Annotated in this window: 16 protein-coding genes; 6 read left to right on the top strand and 10 right to left on the bottom strand. The window is 68.9% G+C overall.

The features are described 5' to 3' along the window. Positions 1–3: 3 nt before the first annotated feature. The 6 genes from A5781_RS09860 to A5781_RS09885 are packed head-to-tail and all read right to left on the bottom strand — an operon-like array spanning position 4 to position 5,106. The gene (locus A5781_RS09860; protein WP_067204258.1) at positions 4–921 is read right to left on the bottom strand and encodes an MBL fold metallo-hydrolase; all 918 of its coding nucleotides are present in this window, start codon (positions 919–921) and stop codon (positions 4–6) included. Continuing rightward, the gene (locus A5781_RS09865; protein ID WP_067204262.1) at positions 921–1,679 is read right to left on the bottom strand and encodes a LamB/YcsF family protein; all 759 of its coding nucleotides are present in this window, start codon (positions 1,677–1,679) and stop codon (positions 921–923) included. Before A5781_RS09865 ends, A5781_RS09860 begins: the two co-directional genes overlap by 1 nt. 59 nt (positions 1,680–1,738) lie before the next feature. Beyond that, a complete protein-coding gene (locus tag A5781_RS09870) occupies positions 1,739–2,449 on the bottom strand; it encodes a sensor domain-containing protein (protein WP_231990683.1) in 711 nt (236 codons plus the stop codon). A gap of 40 nt (positions 2,450–2,489) precedes the next feature. Then, positions 2,490–3,350 carry a metal ABC transporter permease gene (locus tag A5781_RS09875; protein ID WP_067204265.1) on the bottom strand — a complete coding sequence of 287 codons (861 nt, stop codon included), beginning with the start codon at positions 3,348–3,350 and terminating at the stop codon, positions 2,490–2,492. Continuing rightward, complete coding sequence (locus tag A5781_RS09880) at positions 3,347–4,171, bottom strand: metal ABC transporter ATP-binding protein (RefSeq protein WP_067204269.1); 825 nt, start codon at positions 4,169–4,171, stop codon at positions 3,347–3,349. Before A5781_RS09880 ends, A5781_RS09875 begins: the two co-directional genes overlap by 4 nt. Then, on the bottom strand, positions 4,168–5,106 hold the full coding sequence (locus A5781_RS09885; RefSeq protein ID WP_067204273.1) for a metal ABC transporter solute-binding protein, Zn/Mn family: 939 nt from the start codon (positions 5,104–5,106) through the stop codon (positions 4,168–4,170). Before A5781_RS09885 ends, A5781_RS09880 begins: the two co-directional genes overlap by 4 nt. Positions 5,107–5,235: 129 nt before the next feature. Between A5781_RS09885 and A5781_RS09890 the strand changes: the two genes are divergently transcribed. Next, positions 5,236–6,315, top strand: coding sequence for a LacI family DNA-binding transcriptional regulator (locus tag A5781_RS09890; RefSeq protein ID WP_067204276.1), 1,080 nt, complete (start codon positions 5,236–5,238; stop codon positions 6,313–6,315). A 131-nt stretch (positions 6,316–6,446) separates the two neighbouring features. Here A5781_RS09890 and kstR read toward each other — a convergent pair whose 3' ends face one another. Beyond that, the gene (kstR, locus tag A5781_RS09895; protein ID WP_040621610.1) at positions 6,447–7,046 is read right to left on the bottom strand and encodes a cholesterol catabolism transcriptional regulator KstR; all 600 of its coding nucleotides are present in this window, start codon (positions 7,044–7,046) and stop codon (positions 6,447–6,449) included. Between the two features lie 337 nt (positions 7,047–7,383). Between kstR and A5781_RS09900 the strand changes: the two genes are divergently transcribed. Further along, the gene (locus A5781_RS09900; RefSeq protein ID WP_067204279.1) at positions 7,384–9,507 is read left to right on the top strand and encodes an acyl-CoA dehydrogenase; all 2,124 of its coding nucleotides are present in this window, start codon (positions 7,384–7,386) and stop codon (positions 9,505–9,507) included. A gap of 16 nt (positions 9,508–9,523) precedes the next feature. Here A5781_RS09900 and A5781_RS09905 read toward each other — a convergent pair whose 3' ends face one another. Beyond that, positions 9,524–10,057: a hypothetical protein gene (locus A5781_RS09905; RefSeq protein ID WP_067204282.1), complete on the bottom strand. Its 534-nt coding sequence runs from the start codon at positions 10,055–10,057 to the stop codon at positions 9,524–9,526. A gap of 50 nt (positions 10,058–10,107) precedes the next feature. Continuing rightward, positions 10,108–11,190: a ferredoxin--NADP reductase gene (locus A5781_RS09910; RefSeq protein ID WP_067204285.1), complete on the bottom strand. Its 1,083-nt coding sequence runs from the start codon at positions 11,188–11,190 to the stop codon at positions 10,108–10,110. A 157-nt stretch (positions 11,191–11,347) separates the two neighbouring features. Between A5781_RS09910 and hsaA the strand changes: the two genes are divergently transcribed. From hsaA to hsaB, 4 genes are read left to right on the top strand one after another with little or no spacing between them, the layout of a single operon-like run. Next, entirely contained in the window at positions 11,348–12,532 is a 1,185-nt protein-coding gene (gene hsaA / locus A5781_RS09915) for a 3-hydroxy-9,10-secoandrosta-1,3,5(10)-triene-9,17-dione monooxygenase oxygenase subunit (RefSeq protein ID WP_067204289.1), read from the top strand. 53 nt (positions 12,533–12,585) lie between these two features. Further along, positions 12,586–13,458 carry a 4,5:9,10-diseco-3-hydroxy-5,9,17-trioxoandrosta-1(10),2-diene-4-oate hydrolase gene (gene hsaD, locus A5781_RS09920; RefSeq protein ID WP_067204292.1) on the top strand — a complete coding sequence of 291 codons (873 nt, stop codon included), beginning with the start codon at positions 12,586–12,588 and terminating at the stop codon, positions 13,456–13,458. Next, positions 13,458–14,360, top strand: a complete 903-nt coding sequence (hsaC, locus tag A5781_RS09925; RefSeq protein WP_067204295.1) for an iron-dependent extradiol dioxygenase HsaC — start codon at positions 13,458–13,460, stop codon at positions 14,358–14,360. The genes hsaD and hsaC overlap by 1 nt, the downstream gene beginning before the upstream one ends. A gap of 2 nt (positions 14,361–14,362) precedes the next feature. Continuing rightward, complete coding sequence (hsaB, locus tag A5781_RS09930; RefSeq protein WP_067204299.1) at positions 14,363–14,926, top strand: 3-hydroxy-9,10-secoandrosta-1,3,5(10)-triene-9,17-dione monooxygenase reductase subunit; 564 nt, start codon at positions 14,363–14,365, stop codon at positions 14,924–14,926. A gap of 3 nt (positions 14,927–14,929) precedes the next feature. On the opposite strand, the gene A5781_RS09935 is transcribed toward hsaB, so the two are convergent. Next, entirely contained in the window at positions 14,930–15,391 is a 462-nt protein-coding gene (locus A5781_RS09935) for a hypothetical protein (RefSeq protein ID WP_231990684.1), read from the bottom strand. Between the last annotated feature and the right edge of the window lie 118 nt (positions 15,392–15,509).

Consider the following 15,509-nt stretch of genomic DNA (forward strand, 5'->3'; position numbering starts at 1 on the left):
GCTTCACGCCCAGGGGTTTTCGCGCCGCCACACCGTCGGCAGGTGCAGCGCGATACCGTCCTGTGCGGCCAACTCGTCCAGGATGCGGATCGATGCGTCCAGGTCATCGCCCGCATAGGGCAAGGCCCGCAGCGGCTTTGACAGCGGCCGGAAGAAGTCGTCCCAGTGAATGAGGATCACCCGGCGTGCCCCCACCGCGCGCACGGTCTCGGTCCAGTAGTCGACCAGGTACGGCCTCGGTTGCAGGCCCAGCTGCCCGGCACTCAGATAGACCGCTTCGGCGCGGTGGCCCGCCAGCGCGCCCTTGACGAAACCGGCGCTGCCCTGGATCAGCACCCGCCGGCCCGACGGACGGTGATGCACCAGCGTCGACCAGGCCTCCCCGCAGCGATAGGCGGACGCCCTGACCGGCGGGGTCACCGGCGCGTCGATCACGCCGGGAAACCGGTCCGGCGGGCAGTGATGCGATTCGACCAGCGTTACGTCAAAGGCGCCCAACGCAATCGGCTCGCCGCTAACGGCGACGACGAGCCGGTCCTCGGGAAGTCCGTATCCGCGCCCGACGTTGGCCGCCGACCGGCCGCCGACCAGTCGTGCCCCGGTGCGGTCGGCGACGAGCGCGGAATCCAGCACGTGGTCGATGTGGGTGTGCACCGGGATCACGGCCTCCAGCCGGGACACCTTGGCCCGGGCCAGGCAACCATCCACGCGGGCCGGCGACGGCGCCACCCTGCCGGCCGCCACCCGCGCGAGGCCCGGCCGGGAGAAGTAGCCGTCGGTCAGCAGCGCCGACGACCCGTCGTCAATGAGCAACGTCGCCACGCCCATCCACGTCACCGACAGGGCTCCGGGTTCGGCGCCGGGCGCGTCGAACCGATCCGCATACCGTCCGATGTCGGGCCGGCCGAGTTTCAGCCGCATCAGCCGAACGCCCCGATCTCGACGCCGGCGGCCGCGAGCCGGTCGCGGACGGCCGTCGCGATCTGCACCGCACCGGGCGAATCGCCGTGCACGCAGACCGATTCCACGCTGACCGCGATCGGTGTGCCGTCAACGGCGGTGACCCGGCCGGAGGCCACCATGCCCACTACGCGGTCGGCGATCGCCGCCGGGTCGTGCAGTACCGCGCCGGGTTCGCGGCGGGACACCAACTGGCCGTCCGCCCGGTAGGCGCGGTCGGCGAAGGCCTCGGCCACCGTGCGCAGGCCGCGGCGCGAGGCCTCGTCGAAGAACACCGAGCCCGCCATGCCCAGCACCGGCAGCGCCGGGTCCACCAGCCGCACCGCCTCCGCGACGGCGGCCGCCTGATCGCTGTTGGTCACGATCGTGTTATACAGCGCGCCATGGGGTTTGACGTAGGACACCGCGGAACCCGATGCGCGCGCGACCGCCTGCAGCGCGCCGATCTGATACACCACATCGGCGACCAGGTCGTCGGCGGCGATGTCGATGAAGCGCCTGCCGAAACCGGCCAGGTCGCGATAGCTCACCTGTGCCCCGATGCGGACGCCGCGCTCGGCCGCGGACCGGCAGACCCGCAACAATCCGGCTGGATCCCCGGCGTGGAACCCGCACGCCACGTTGGCGCTGGTGACGATCCGCAGCATGGCCTCGTCATCACCGAGGCGCCAGACGCCGAAGCCCTCGCCCAGGTCGGCGTTGAGGTCGATGCGGGCCACCCGCCCAGCTTATGGGGCGGCGCCAGTGCCATCCGGAGAGGCGGTCGTCTTCCCCGTCGCTACCGGGTGACGACCGCGGCCGCGATCTGTTGGGCGACGTCGACCGCGGACCCACCGGGTAGGAAGGAGCCGCAGGCGGCCACATCGATGACGACGTTGTTGCGCGCGGTCAGCGCGCGCTGGCACCGCCAGCCGTCCTCGCTGCCCACCTGCTCTTCGGACGTGCTGAGCGTGCCGCCGACCTGGTGGGAATCGGCCACCGCCCACGCGATCTCGGGCTGGCCGGCGGGATGGTCGACGAAGCGGCGGTTGGCACAGGCGGACCACCTCCTGACCGAGGCCTCGTAGAACGCGTTGGCCTGGCGGGCCGTGGGGTAGGCGATCACGGCCTGGTTGACGGAGTCGTTGCGCACCTTGGGGTTGTCGAAGCTGTCGTCCAGTCGCTCGCCGCGCACCGCGGTCCATCCGGTGTCCGCATATACGGCCTGCTGGGCGGGCCCGGCCATCGCCAGGCAGCTCTTCTCGCTGAACGTCTGGCTCGAGTCCCACATCTCCTGCGTGCGAAGCCGGATTCGCATTCCCGCCCCCAGGATGTCGTTGACCTTCCTGTCGTCGAGCAGCAGCCCGTCCAGGGTGGTGACGGTCACCGGGGCCTGCGTGAGCGGACCGCGGGTGTCCGCGGGCGCTGCGCTTCCGCCGACGACGGTGGTGCAGCCGGCCGCGAGGGCGCACACCGCCGCCTGCAGGAGGATTGGGAGTTGCCTACGCACCAGAGCCTTTCGGACGCGGGGCCCGTCTGTGCCGACAAGCTTAGGAGGCGGCTTCCTGCCGTCGTCCCAGCAGCCAGCAGAACAGATAGATCGCGAACGAAATCCCCGCGACGAAGACCGACACCGGGACACCCGGCGCCAGCGATAGCACGATGCCGCCGACGGCGGAAACCTCGGCGAAGACGACTGAGGTGACCATCGCCGCCGCCGGCGAGGCCACCACTCGGGCGGCCGCGGCGGCCGGCGTGATCAGCAACGACATCACCAGCAGCGCCCCGACGATCTGTACGGCCTGAGCGGCCACCACGCCGACCAGTGCGGCGAACACGATGCCCAGCGCGCGAACGGGCACGCCGCGGGCCGCGGCGACGTCGGGGTCGACGGTGGCGAACAACAGCGGGCGGTAGCACGTCGCGATGATGGCGATGACGAGCAGGCACACCAGCGCCAGCATGCTCAGTCCGGTGTAGCCGACGCCGACTATCTGTCCGGTGAGCAGCGCGAAGCTGGTCGCGGTCCGGCCCGGGTACAGGTAGATGAACAGCACGGCCAGGCCCAGGCCGAAGGCCAGCACCACGCCGATGACCGAGTCGCGTTCGCGGGCCCGCCGCCCCAGAACGCCGAACAGCGCGGCCGCCAAAGCGCTGCCGACCAGCGCGCCCACCCCCACCTCGACGCCGACCAGCAGTGCGAAAGCCGCTCCCGTCAACGACAATTCGCTGGAACCGTGCACGGCGAAAGACATCTGACGCATCACGATGAACGGCCCGATCAACCCGGCCACCAGCCCCAGCAGCGCGGCCGCGAGCAGGGCCTGCTGGACGAAGTCGTGGCCGAGCAGGTGGGCGGTGACGTCGAAGTCGAGCAGGTGGGCCAGGACGCCCGTGAGCCGATGGTTCACTGGTGGGCCCAGTCGGTCGGCTCGCCCACCACCACGTAGCGGTCCTTGACCTTCACCACCTGGATGTCGGCCCCATACAGCATGGACAGGGTCTCCGTGGTCATCACTTCTTCGACGGTGCCGATCCGGAATCGTCCGTCGACCAGATAGATCAACCGGTCCACGTAGGACAGGATCGGGTTGACGTCGTGGGTGACGACGATGACGGTGGTCGACGCATCGCGGCGGCGGCGGTCGATCAGGGCGGACACCAGCTTCGCGTTCGCCGGGTCCAGGGCCAGCAGCGGCTCGTCGCACAGCAGCAGCATCGGGTCGCTGACCAGCGCCTGTGCGATGCGAATCCGCTGCAGCTCGCCGCCCGACATCACCCCCACCCGGACGTCGGCCAGGTGTTCGGCGTTGACCTGTCGCAGCGCCTCGCGCACGGCCGCGCGCCGGCGGGCCCGGTCGGCGGATCTCAGGGGCATGGCGCCCCAACGGTGTCCGTCGACGCCCAGCCGAACCAGGTCGCGTCCACGCAGCATCACGTCGTGGTCCATCGGTCGGTGTTGCGGCACGTAGCCGACGCGTCCGCTGCCCGAGTTCATCGGCTTTCCGTCCACCAGCGCGACCCCGGCGGACAGCGACAGCTGGCCCAGCAGCACCTTGAGTAGTGACGTCTTGCCGCTGCCGTTGGGACCGAGGACGGCGATGAACTCGCCGCGCGACACCGACAGGTCGAGGTGATCCCACAGCACGCGGTCACCGAACGCCAGCCGGGCCCCCCGCAGCGAGACGGTATCCGGGTAGCGGTCGACGGCCGGGACCGCATCGAGGCTCACGGCTGTACTGACCGGCCGGACTGCAGCGCCGTCAGCAGCTGGTTGACCGTATTGCGCTGCCAGCTCAGGTAATCGGTCCCGTCGGGAAGGGTCTCGCTCACCTCGGTCACCGGCAGGCCCGCGCGGCGCGCGGCATCCCGCACGCCGTTGATCGCGGCGGTCGAGGTCTGGGGGTTGATCAGCACCGCCGACACCTGACGATGGTCGATCAGGTCGAGGACGAAGGCCATGTCGGCCGGCGCAGGATCTGTTTCGTTCTCGTTGGCCGCGGTGAAGGCTTGCGGGGTGCGGTTGACCAGGCCGGACGCCGCCAGCAGGTAGTACGCGACAGGTTCGGTCGTGACGACCCCGGTGCCGGGGTATGCGCTGGCGATGGCGTGTTCGGAAATGGCGATCGCGTCGGCGCCGCGGCAGAACTCGGCGGCGTTGGCGCGGTAGTCGGCGGCGTGGACCGAGTCGACTACGGCCATGCGGTCGGCGATGGCGAACGCGACCGATTTGGCGACGTCCAGGTTGTAGAAGACGTGCTCGTTGGCCTGCTCTGCCGTCCCGGCGTTTTTCAGGAACGCATAGGCGTCGATCGATTTCACGCCGGGATGCCCGGCCAGCACCTGGTCGACCCACGGGTCGTAGCCGCCGCCGTTGTAGACGACCAGGCTGGCGTCGGTGATGGCGGCCGCGTCCGATGGGCTGGCCTGGTAGGAGTGCGGGTCGGTGTCGCCGCCGGCCAGCAGGGCGTTGACCGCGACACGACGGCCGGTGATGGCGCGGGCCACGCTGCCCCATACACCGGTAGAGGCCACGACGGCGGCCGCGCGCGGATGCGCCGGGCTGCCGCAGCCGGTGGGCGCGGTGCCGGCAGCGAGCAGGACCAGCACGGCCGGCAGCCAACGCAGTGCGTTGGCGGCCGCGCTTCGTCCCCGCTTGAGCGCCATGCGCACGTCCGATGTCCTCTCGCTGGCCGACTGGCCGACACATAATACTAATGAAAATCGTTTCCATTACAAAGTGACGAGTGGAAGCCGCTTAGGCGCGTGTGCGGATTCGCTGTAGCGTCACCGACCGTGAGCCCCGCACCGCGCCGGCGTGCGACTCTGGCGTCGTTGGCGGACGAACTGAAGGTTTCGCGCACCACGATCTCGAACGCCTTCAACCGGCCGGATCAGCTCTCCTCCGACCTGCGTGAGCGCGTGCTGGCGACGGCCAAGCGGCTGGGTTACCCGGGTCCCGATCCGGTGGCGCGCTCGCTGCGCACCCGCAAGGCCGGTGCTGTCGGGCTGGTGATGGCCGAACCGCTGACCTACTTCTTCAGCGACCCGGCGGCACGGGATTTCGTCGCAGGGGTCGCCCAGTCCTGCGAAGAGCTCGGGCAGGGACTGCTGCTGGTGGCCGTCGGGCCGGGCCGCAGCATCCAGGACGGTACGGGCGCGGTGCTCGGCGCCGGTGTGGACGGCTTCGTGGTGTATTCGGTGTGCGAAGAGGATCCGTACCTGCAGGTCGTCTTGCAGCGCCGGTTGCCGGTCGTGGTCGTCGACCAGCCGAAGGGGCTCGCCGGTGTGTCCCGGGTGGGCATCGACGACCGGGCGGCGATGCGCGAGCTGGCGGACTACGTGCTCGGGCTGGGGCATCGCGAGATCGGGCTGCTGACGATGCGGCTGGGCCGGGACCGCCGGCAGGGGCTGGTGGACGCGGACCGGTTGCGGTCGCCGGCCTTCGACGTGCAGCGTGAACGCATCATCGGCGTGTGGGAGGCGATGACGGCCGCCGGCGTCGACCGCGATGCGCTGACCGTGGTGGAGAGCTACGAGCACCTGCCGGATTCCGGGGGAGCCGCCGCCAAGGTGGCGCTGGAGGCCAATCCGCGGATCACCGCGCTGATGTGCACGGCCGACATCTTGGCCCTGTCCGCCATGGATTACCTTCGCGCACATGGCATTTACGTGCCCGGGCAGATGACGGTCACCGGTTTCGACGGCGTGCCTGACGCGATCGGCCGTGGGCTGACCACCGTGTCTCAGCCGAGCCTGCAGAAGGGCCGCCGGGCCGGTGAGCTGTTGCTGAGTCCGCCGCGGTCAGGCCTGCCGGTCGCGGAGGTCCTGGCTACCGAGCTGATCCGGGGGCGCACCGCCGGTCCGCCGGCCTAGTCTGATGCGGCGACCCGTCCCCCAGCTTCGCGGGGGTACCCCCAGCGCCCGGCAACGCCGCGCTTGCGATCGCCGCCTAGTCTGATGGCGGCGACCCGCCGCGCCCGGCTAGGCCGCGCTTGCGATCGCCGCTAGCCGCCGTTCTGGTCGCCGATCAACAACCGCACGGCCAGATCCAGCCGCTTGCTGACGTCGGTGGCGGAGGCGCGCCGGGTGAGCCAGGCGAGCAGGTTGGACAGCCAGACGTCGGAGATCACCCTGGCGATGTGGTACTGGTCCTCGGTCGGTTCGCCGTCGGCCATCGCCCGGGCGAACATGGAGTCGATGAGCTTCTCAACCTGGTCGACCTCGCTGGCCGCGGAGGCGTCGGCGAAGACGTAGGCCCGCGTCATGGCCTCGGTGAGCAGGGGATTGCGCTGCATCGCGCGGTTGAGCTTGCCGACCATGAAGTTCAGCCGCTGAAACGGCGTGCCCCCGGCGACCGACGAGCGGTCGGTCTTGGCGTCGATGCGGCTGAATTCGCGGCCCAGGGCCGACACCAGCAGGTGCACCTTCGAGGGGAAATATCGGTACAGCGTCCCCACCGCCACATCGGCGCGGTCGGCGACCGCGCGCATCTGGACCGCCTCGTAGCCGCCCTTGGACGCGATGGCCATGGTGGCGTCCAGGATCCGCTTGCGGCGTTCCCGCTGTGCCTCCGAGCCGAGTTCGGACTCCGCCAATACCGCCACGTTCATGACCTCGCGCGGTTGCGAGTCAGAAGCGCGGCTCGCGTTGGCCCGCGAGTTGGCACCGGCTGGCATATGACGGGTTGCTCCTGTTCCTGGCGGCTCGCTTGCAAACGATACGCATGCTGAGTGTGAATTTCCCACCTCCGTACCGCCGGGACAGCCGCGTGTGCTGCTGTGATGGCGTTCGACTTGACGGTCGATCGCTGGCACTATTAGAACACGTTCTAGTCTGCGACGAGGCGGGTTGCGCAGCGACCCGAGACACGCAGGAGAATCGAGAGCTAGGGGTCGTAGGCCCCAACGTCACGTCGAGTCGAAGGACGCGGAGGTCCCGAGGGTGGTAGCGACCGTCACAGACGAGCAGTTCGCCGCGCGTGCGCTGGTGCGCGACTGGGCCCGCAATTCGGCGGCGGGGCCCGGCGGGACCACCGCGATTCGCGAGGTCGAGCAGGGCGACCCCGACGCGTGGCGCCCGGTGTTCGCCCGCCTCGCCGAGCTGGGCATTTTCGGTGTCGCGATCGCGGAGCAGCACGGCGGCGCGGGTGGCAGCGTCGAGGACCTGTGCGCGATGGTGGAGGAGGCGGCCAAGGCGCTGGTGCCCGGGCCGGTGGCGACCACGGCGCTGGCAACGCTCGTCGTCTCCGACCCCGAACTGCTGGCGCAACTGGCCGCCGGCGAACGCTTCGCCGGGCTGGCGCTGGACGGGGATGCGCAGTTCGACAGCGAGACCTCGCGGGCATCGGGCGTGCTGCCATTGGTGTTGGGTGCCGCCGGCGGGGGCGTCCTGTTGCTGCCGGCCGGCGGGACCTGGCTGCTGGTCGACTCCGAGAGCGACGGCGTGCAGATCGAGACGCTGGACGCCACCGACTTCTCCCGGCCGTTGGCCCGGGTGGTGCTGACGTCGGCGCCGGCGACCAAGATCACGGCGTCGCCCCAGCGCGTCGAGGAGCTGGCGGCGACCGTGCTGGCGGCCGAGGCGGCGGGCGTGACCCGGTGGTCGCTGGACACCGCCGTCGACTACGCCAAGGTCCGCGAGCAGTTCGGCAAGCCGATCGGCAGTTTCCAGGCCGTCAAGCATTTGTGCGCGGAGATGCTGTGTCGCGCCGAGCAGTCGGAGGTGGCGGCCGCCGACGCCGCCCGCGCCGCCGCGGATAGCGATGCTGACCAGCTTTCGATCGCGGCCGCTTTGGCGGCGAGCATCGGCATCGCCGCCGCGAAAGCCAACGTCAAGGACTGCATCCAGGTGCTCGGCGGCATCGGCTGCACCTGGGAACACGACGCGCACCTGTACCTGAGACGGGCGCACGCCATCGGTAGCTTCCTCGGCGGCGCCGAGCGCTGGTTGCGCCGCGTCACCGAACTGACGCAGGGCGGTGTGCGGCGGCGCCTGGGGATCGACCTCACCGAGGTTGAGGGCCAGCGTACGGAGATCGCCGCCGCCATCGCCGAAATCGCCGCGCTGCCGGAAGAGAAGCGGCAGGCGGCGCTCGCCGAGGCCGGGCTGCAGGCGCCGCACTGGCCGGAGCCGCACGGGCGTGCCGCGTCGCCGGCCGAGCAGTTGCTGATCGATCAGGAGATGGCGGCGGCGGGCACGGTGCGCCCGGACCTGGTGATCGGCTGGTGGGCGGCGCCGACCATCCTCGAGCACGGCACGCCGGAGCAGATCGAGCGCTTCGTGCCGGGCACCCTGCGCGGTGAATTCCTTTGGTGCCAACTGTTTTCCGAGCCGGGGGCCGGCTCCGACCTGGCGTCGCTGCGCACCAAGGCGGTGCGCGGTGACGGCGGCTGGCTGCTCACCGGGCAGAAGGTGTGGACGTCGGCGGCGCACAAGGCGCGGTGGGGTGTCTGCCTGGCGCGCACCGACCCCGACGCGCCGAAGCACAAGGGCATCACCTACTTCCTGGTGGACATGAAGTCACCGGGCATCGAGATCCGCCCGCTGCGGGAGATCACCGGCGACTCATTGTTCAACGAGGTCTTCCTGGACAACGTGTTCGTCCCCGATGAGATGGTGGTCGGCGAGGTGAACGACGGCTGGCGGCTGGCCCGGACGACGCTGGCCAACGAGCGGATCGCGATGGCCACCGGCACCGCGCTGGGCAACCCGATGGAGGAGCTGCTCAAGGTGCTGGCGGAGCTGGATCTCGATGCCGCGCAGCAGGATCGGCTCGGCCGGTTGATCGTCATCGCCCAAACCGGCGCGCTGCTGGACCAGCGGATCGCCCAGCTCGCCGTGGGCGGGCAGGACCCGGGGGCGCAGTCCAGCGTCCGCAAGCTCATCGGGGTGCGCTACCGGCAGGCGCTGGCCGAGTACATGATGGACGTTTCCGAGGGCGGCGGGCTGGTCCGCGACCACGCGGTGTACGACTTCCTCAATACCCGCTGCCTCACCATCGCCGGTGGCACCGAGCAGATCCTGCTCACCGTGGCCGCCGAGCGGCTCCTCGGGCTACCTCGCTGACGCGCTATAAGCGGCTCTAGGAAAACGTGGTCTGGGCGCAGGTGCTGGGGGAGGTGATGTTGACCCCGGGGTAGACCACCTGGATGTGGGTGCAGACGATGACGTTGTTGTCGGTCTTGGGCTGACCCGTCTGCCAATCGGTGGAGTCGATGCGGCCGGTCGTCTGGTACTTGTCCGGCGGGCCCTCACCGAAGTAGACGGTGGTGATCTCGTCGGACCCCATCGACTTCATCACCCGCTCGTGCTCACCGGTGGCGTGCGCGTCCAGGTAGGCCAGCCGGTTCGACGATCGGATCTCCGTGGTCTGGCGGGCCCACAGGCCGGACGGGAAGCCGGTCACCCCGTCGGGCGTCAGCATGTCCGCGCCGGCGGTGAAGTCGCAGTGGCCGTCGGACTTGAAGCAATTCAGGATGGTGCGCGTCTCCAGCTGGTTGGGGCCGTCCAGCGGGAACAACGTGGTCGCGGTGTTGCTGGCCGCGCCGGCGACCGGGCCCGGCAGGAACGTCAGCGCCGATCCGACCACCGCAAACCCGGTTATCAGCCGCTTCATGCTGTTCCCCTCTCGGTTCGCCAACCCTAGCGGTGAACCTAACCCCGCCACTACTCGTCGTAGGTGACTTCTACCGAATCAGATTCCGGGTGAGATTGACAGGCCAGAATCAGGCCGTCGTCGAGGTCCTGCTGCTCGAGCACGTCGTTGACCTCCATGCTCACCTTGCCGCTGCGCAAGGTGCACGCGCACGCGCCGCAGTGGCCCTCGCGGCAGGAGAACGGCGCATCCAAACCTTTCGCGAGCAACACATCGAGCAGCTTGGCGTTGCGCGGCCACGACACGGTGTGCGTTTCACCGTCCAGCTGCACCACGGCGGTGGCCGGCGGCTGGTCGCCCGGGGCGGTGTCGTCGATCTTCACCGCCGCGAACGGGTCGGAGTCCAGCGACTTGAACACCTCGATATGTACTTGCTGCGCAGGCACTTTCAGTGATTCCAGCGCTTCGCGGGCGGCATCCATGAAAGGGCCGGGCCCGCAGATGTACACGGGGCGATCGGTATAGGGGGCGGCGAGCTTCGCCAGCGCGGTCACGCTCGGCATGCCCTGCACCGATTCCAGCCAGTGCACCACCGTGAGCCGGTCGGGATATTTGGCCGACAGCTCGCGCAGCGCGTCGGAGAAGATCACCGACCGGTCATCGCGATTGGCGTAGAGCAGCGTCACCTGGCCGCTGCCCTCGGCGAGGGCCGACTTGCAGATCGACATGATCGGGGTGATCCCGCTGCCCGCGGCCATCAACAGGAAGTCGTCGTCGAGCGTCTTGGGCACGAAGTTGCCCGACGGCGCCAGCACGTGGATCCGCATGCCCGCCCGCGCGTGCTCGCACAGCCAGTTCGACGCGTATCCGTCGGCGGTCCGTTTGATGGTGACGGTCAGCGCGTCGTCGGTGAACGGCGAACTGCACAGCGAGTAGCAGCGGGCCACCGATCCGGTGCGCTCGCTGGGAACGCGCAACGTCAAGAACTGGCCCGGTGCGTAGCGCAGCCGCTCGGGCGGGATGTCGGGATCGCCCGGCTCGTCGGGCACCGCGAACACCAGCGACCGCGCGTCATCCGTTTCGGCGACGACCTCGGCGATCTGCAGTTCAAGGACGTGGTCGCCGAGCGGCTCGTCGAGATTGGCCTCGGCCAAGACCCAATCCTCCCTCTCGTTACAACTAGAACATGTTACAGAAAAGCGGATTCGTATCGCTACCAGCCGCAGGAATACCCTGCTCGACACAAATCGGAACGTGTTCTAGTCTCTGGTGTAAGTCCGCTGAGTAAGTTTGGCCCAGGAGGCAAACCTAGTGACGTCCATTCAACAACGCGACGCGCAGTCGGTTTTGGCTGGCATCGATGATCTGCTGCCCCGGATTCGGGAGCGCGCTCAGGCGACGGAGGATTTGCGGCGGCTGCCCGACGAGACCGTTCAGGATCTGCAGGACGTCGGCTTCTTCACCCTGCTCCAGCCCGAACAGTGGGGTGGACTGCAATGCGATCCCGCCCTGTTCTACGAGGCGGTGCGGCGGCTGGCCAGCGCGTGCGGCTCCACCGGCTGGGTGAGCTCCATCATCGGCGTGCACAACTGGCACCTGGCGCTGTTCGACCAGCAGGCCCAGGAGGAAGTCTGGAGCGACGACCCGAACGTGCGGGTCTCGTCGTCGTACGCGCCGATGGGCGCGGGCGTGGTGACCGACGGCGGATATCTGGTCAACGGTTCCTGGAACTGGTCGTCGGGATGTGACCACGCCACATGGGCCTTCCTCGGCGGTCCGGTGATCAAGGACGGCCGTCCGGTCGACTTCGGCAGCTTCCTGATCCCGCGCAGCGAGTACCGCATCGACGACGTGTGGCATGTCGTCGGCTTGCGCGGCACCGGCAGCAACACGGTGGTCGTCAAGGACGTCTTCGTGCCCCGGCACCGGTTCCTGTCCTATAAGGCGATGAACGACGGCACTGCCGGCGGGTACCAGACGAACACCGCCCCAGTTTACAAGATGCCTTGGGGCACAATGCACCCCACCACCATCTCCGCGCCGATCGTCGGCATGGCCTACGGCGCGTACGACGCGCACGTGGAGCACCAGGGCAAGCGGGTGCGCGCGGCGTTCGCCGGGGAGAAGGCCAAGGACGATCCGTTCGCCAAGGTGCGCATCGCCGAGGCGGCCAGCGACATCGACGCGGCCTGGCGCCAGTTGAGCGGCAACGTCGCCGACGAGTACGCGTTGTTGTCCGCGGGCAAGGAGATCCCGTTCGAGCTGCGCGCCCGCGCCCGCCGCGACCAGGTGCGGGCGACCGGACGTGCGATCGCTTCCATCGACCGGCTGTTCGAGGCTTCCGGCGCCACCGCCCTGGGCAACGACCAACCGGTGCAACGGTTCTGGCGCGACGCGCACGCCGGCAGGGTGCACGCCGCCAACGATCCCGAGCGGGCTTACCAGATCTTCGGGAACAACGAGTTCGGGTTGCCGCCGGGCGACACGATGGTCTAGCCGTGCGCGCCGGCGACGATGCAGAGCGAAGCGATGAGGAGGAGCGGCGCTGAATGACGGCTACCGAAGAGCTGACGTTCGAGTCCACCTCGCGCTTTGTCGATGTCGATGTCGACGGACCGCTGAAGCTGCACTACCACGAGGCCGGGGTCGGCAACGACCAAACGGTGGTGCTGCTGCACGGCGGTGGTCCCGGCGCTGCGAGCTGGACGAACTTCTCGCGCAACATTCCAGTGCTGGCGCAGCGGTTCCATGTGCTGGCCGTCGATCAGCCCGGCTACGGGCTTTCGGACAAGCGCGCCGAGCACGGCCAGTTCAACCACTACGCCGCGCGGGCGCTCAAGGGGCTATTCGACCAGCTCGGGCTGGGACGCGTTCCGCTGGTGGGGAATTCGCTGGGCGGGGGCACCGCCGTGCGGTTCGCCCTCGACTATCCCGATCGGGCCGGCCGACTGGTGTTGATGGGGCCCGGCGGGCTGAGCATCAACCTGTTCGCCCCGGATCCGACCGAGGGCGTCAAGCGGCTGGGGAAGTTCTCCGTCGAACCCACTCGGGAAAATCTCGAGGCGTTCCTGCGGGTCATGGTCTATGACCAGAAGCTCATCACGCCGGAGCTGATCGACGAGCGGTTCGCGCTGGCCAGCACGCCGGAATCACTGACGGCGACCCGGGCGATGGGAATGTCGTTCGCGGGGGCCGACTTCGAGCTCGGGATGATGTGGCGCGAGGTGCACCGGCTGCGCCAGCCCGTGCTGTTGATCTGGGGTCGCGAGGACCGGGTGAACCCGCTGGACGGTGCGCTGGTCGCACTGAAGACCATTCCGCGTGCGCAGCTCCACGTTTTCGGGCAGTGTGGACATTGGGCGCAGGTGGAGAAGTTCGACGAGTTCAACAAGTTGACCGTTGATTTCCTGGGAGGTGCGTGATGAGCATCCGATCGCTGGGCTATCTACGCATCGAGGCCACCGACATGGCGGCCTGGCGTGAGTACGGCCTGAAGGTACTCGGCATGGTCGAGGGCAGCGGCGCAGAAGAGGGCGCGCTCTACCTGCGCATGGACGATTTCCCGGCCCGGTTGGTGATCGTGCCCGGCGAGCGCGACCACCTCATGGAGGCCGGCTGGGAATGCGCCAATGCCGAAGGGCTGCAAGAGATCCGGAACCGGCTCGACGTCGAGGGCGTACCCTACAAGGAGGCCACCGCCGCCGAGCTGGCGGATCGCCGCGTCGTCGAGATGATCCGGTTCGCCGACCCGTCCGGCAACTGCCTGGAGGTCTTCCACGGCGTCGCGCTGGAGCACCGCCGCGTGGTCAGCCCGTACGGGCACAAGTTCGTCACCAGCGAGCAGGGCTTGGGCCACGTGGTGTTGTCCACCCGCGATGACGACGAGGCCCTGCACTTCTACCGTGACGTGCTCGGCTTCAAGCTGCGCGACTCCATGCGGATGCCGCCGCAATTGGTCGGCCGACCGGCCGACGGTGCGCCCGCGTGGCTGCGGTTCTTCGGTTGCAACCCGCGTCACCACAGCCTGGCCTTCCTGCCGCTGCCGACGCCGAGCGGCATCGTGCACCTGATGATGGAGGTCGAGAACTCCGACGACGTCGGGCTCTGCCTGGACCGCGCGTTGCGCCGCAAGGTACCCATGTCGGCCACGCTTGGCCGGCACGTCAACGACCTGATGCTGTCCTTCTACATGAAGACACCCGGCGGCTTCGACATCGAATTCGGCTGCGAGGGAAGGCAAGTCGAGGATAACGATTGGGTCGCCCGGGAGAGCACGGCCGTCAGCCTGTGGGGCCACGACTTCACGGTCGGCGCCCGCGGATAGTCATGTCTGCGCCGATCGATCCGCGGTCCTTCCGGCAGGTGCTGGGTCAGTTCTGCACCGGCATCACCATCATCACCACGGTGCACGACGACGTCCCTATCGGCTTCGCCTGCCAATCGTTCGCGGCGCTGTCGCTGGACCCGCCGTTGGTGTTGTTCTGCCCCACCAAGGTGTCGCGATCCTGGCAGGCCATCGAGGCCAGCGGCCGGTTCTGCGTCAACGTGCTGACCGAGAAGCAGAAGCACGTTTCAGCGCGATTCGGATCGAAGGAGCCCGACAAGTTCGCCGGAATCGACTGGCACGCTTCCGAACTCGGCTCACCGGTCATTGACGGGTCGCTGGCCTACATCGACTGCACGGTGGCGTCGGTGCACGATGGCGGCGACCACTTCGTCGTGTTCGGCGCGGTCCAGTCGCTGTCGGAGGCACCCAAGATCAAGCCGCGCCCGCTGTTGTTCTATCGCGGCGAATACACCGGGATCGAACCGGACAAGACCACACCGGCCCAGTGGCGCGACGACCTCGAAGCGTTCCTCACCGCCACCACCCAGGACACCTGGCTCTAGAGCTCAGCCGGGCGTCCCGCGGTAGGTCTCGTGCCCGACGGTCTCGGCGTCGGTCGTCGGCTCGTGCGACTCCGAGGACCGCACCGCATTGGGATCGTCGTGCTCACCCGCTGGCTTCGCGGCGGCCTCCGGGTGCAGTTCATCGGCGCGCTTGAACTGCTCCTGCAGTTGTTCGCGCGACGCCGCGACCTCGCTCTGATGGTTGGCCGCTCGCTCCTGCAGCCGGGCGGCTTCGGCCGCTTTGGCCTCCGCCTCGGCCTGGGCGGCGCGGGCCTTGGCGGCCGTTTCCTGGGCAAGGGCTTCGCGCCGCTCGACCTTTGCCGTCTCCAGCTTGGCCTGCTCGCGGATCTCTTCGGCCTGCCGCTGCCGTCGGCGGCGCCGCATTCTGCTCAGTGCGACGACGACAACGAGAATCACCAAGACCGCCGCGGCGGCGACCACGATCCAGATAGCGGTGCTATTCATCATGGGCTCCCATCAGGTCGGTTTTCGCCTGGCGCGAGGCGCCGGCTCGTAGTGGAATCCCCGTATCTGGCGCAAGTAAAACAATGGGGCGGGATCGGCGACTCTGGCCAGGTGACCT

Source organism: Mycobacterium sp. 852002-30065_SCH5024008, assembly GCF_001665645.1.
In the GTDB taxonomy this organism is placed as follows: domain Bacteria; phylum Actinomycetota; class Actinomycetes; order Mycobacteriales; family Mycobacteriaceae; genus Mycobacterium; species Mycobacterium paraffinicum.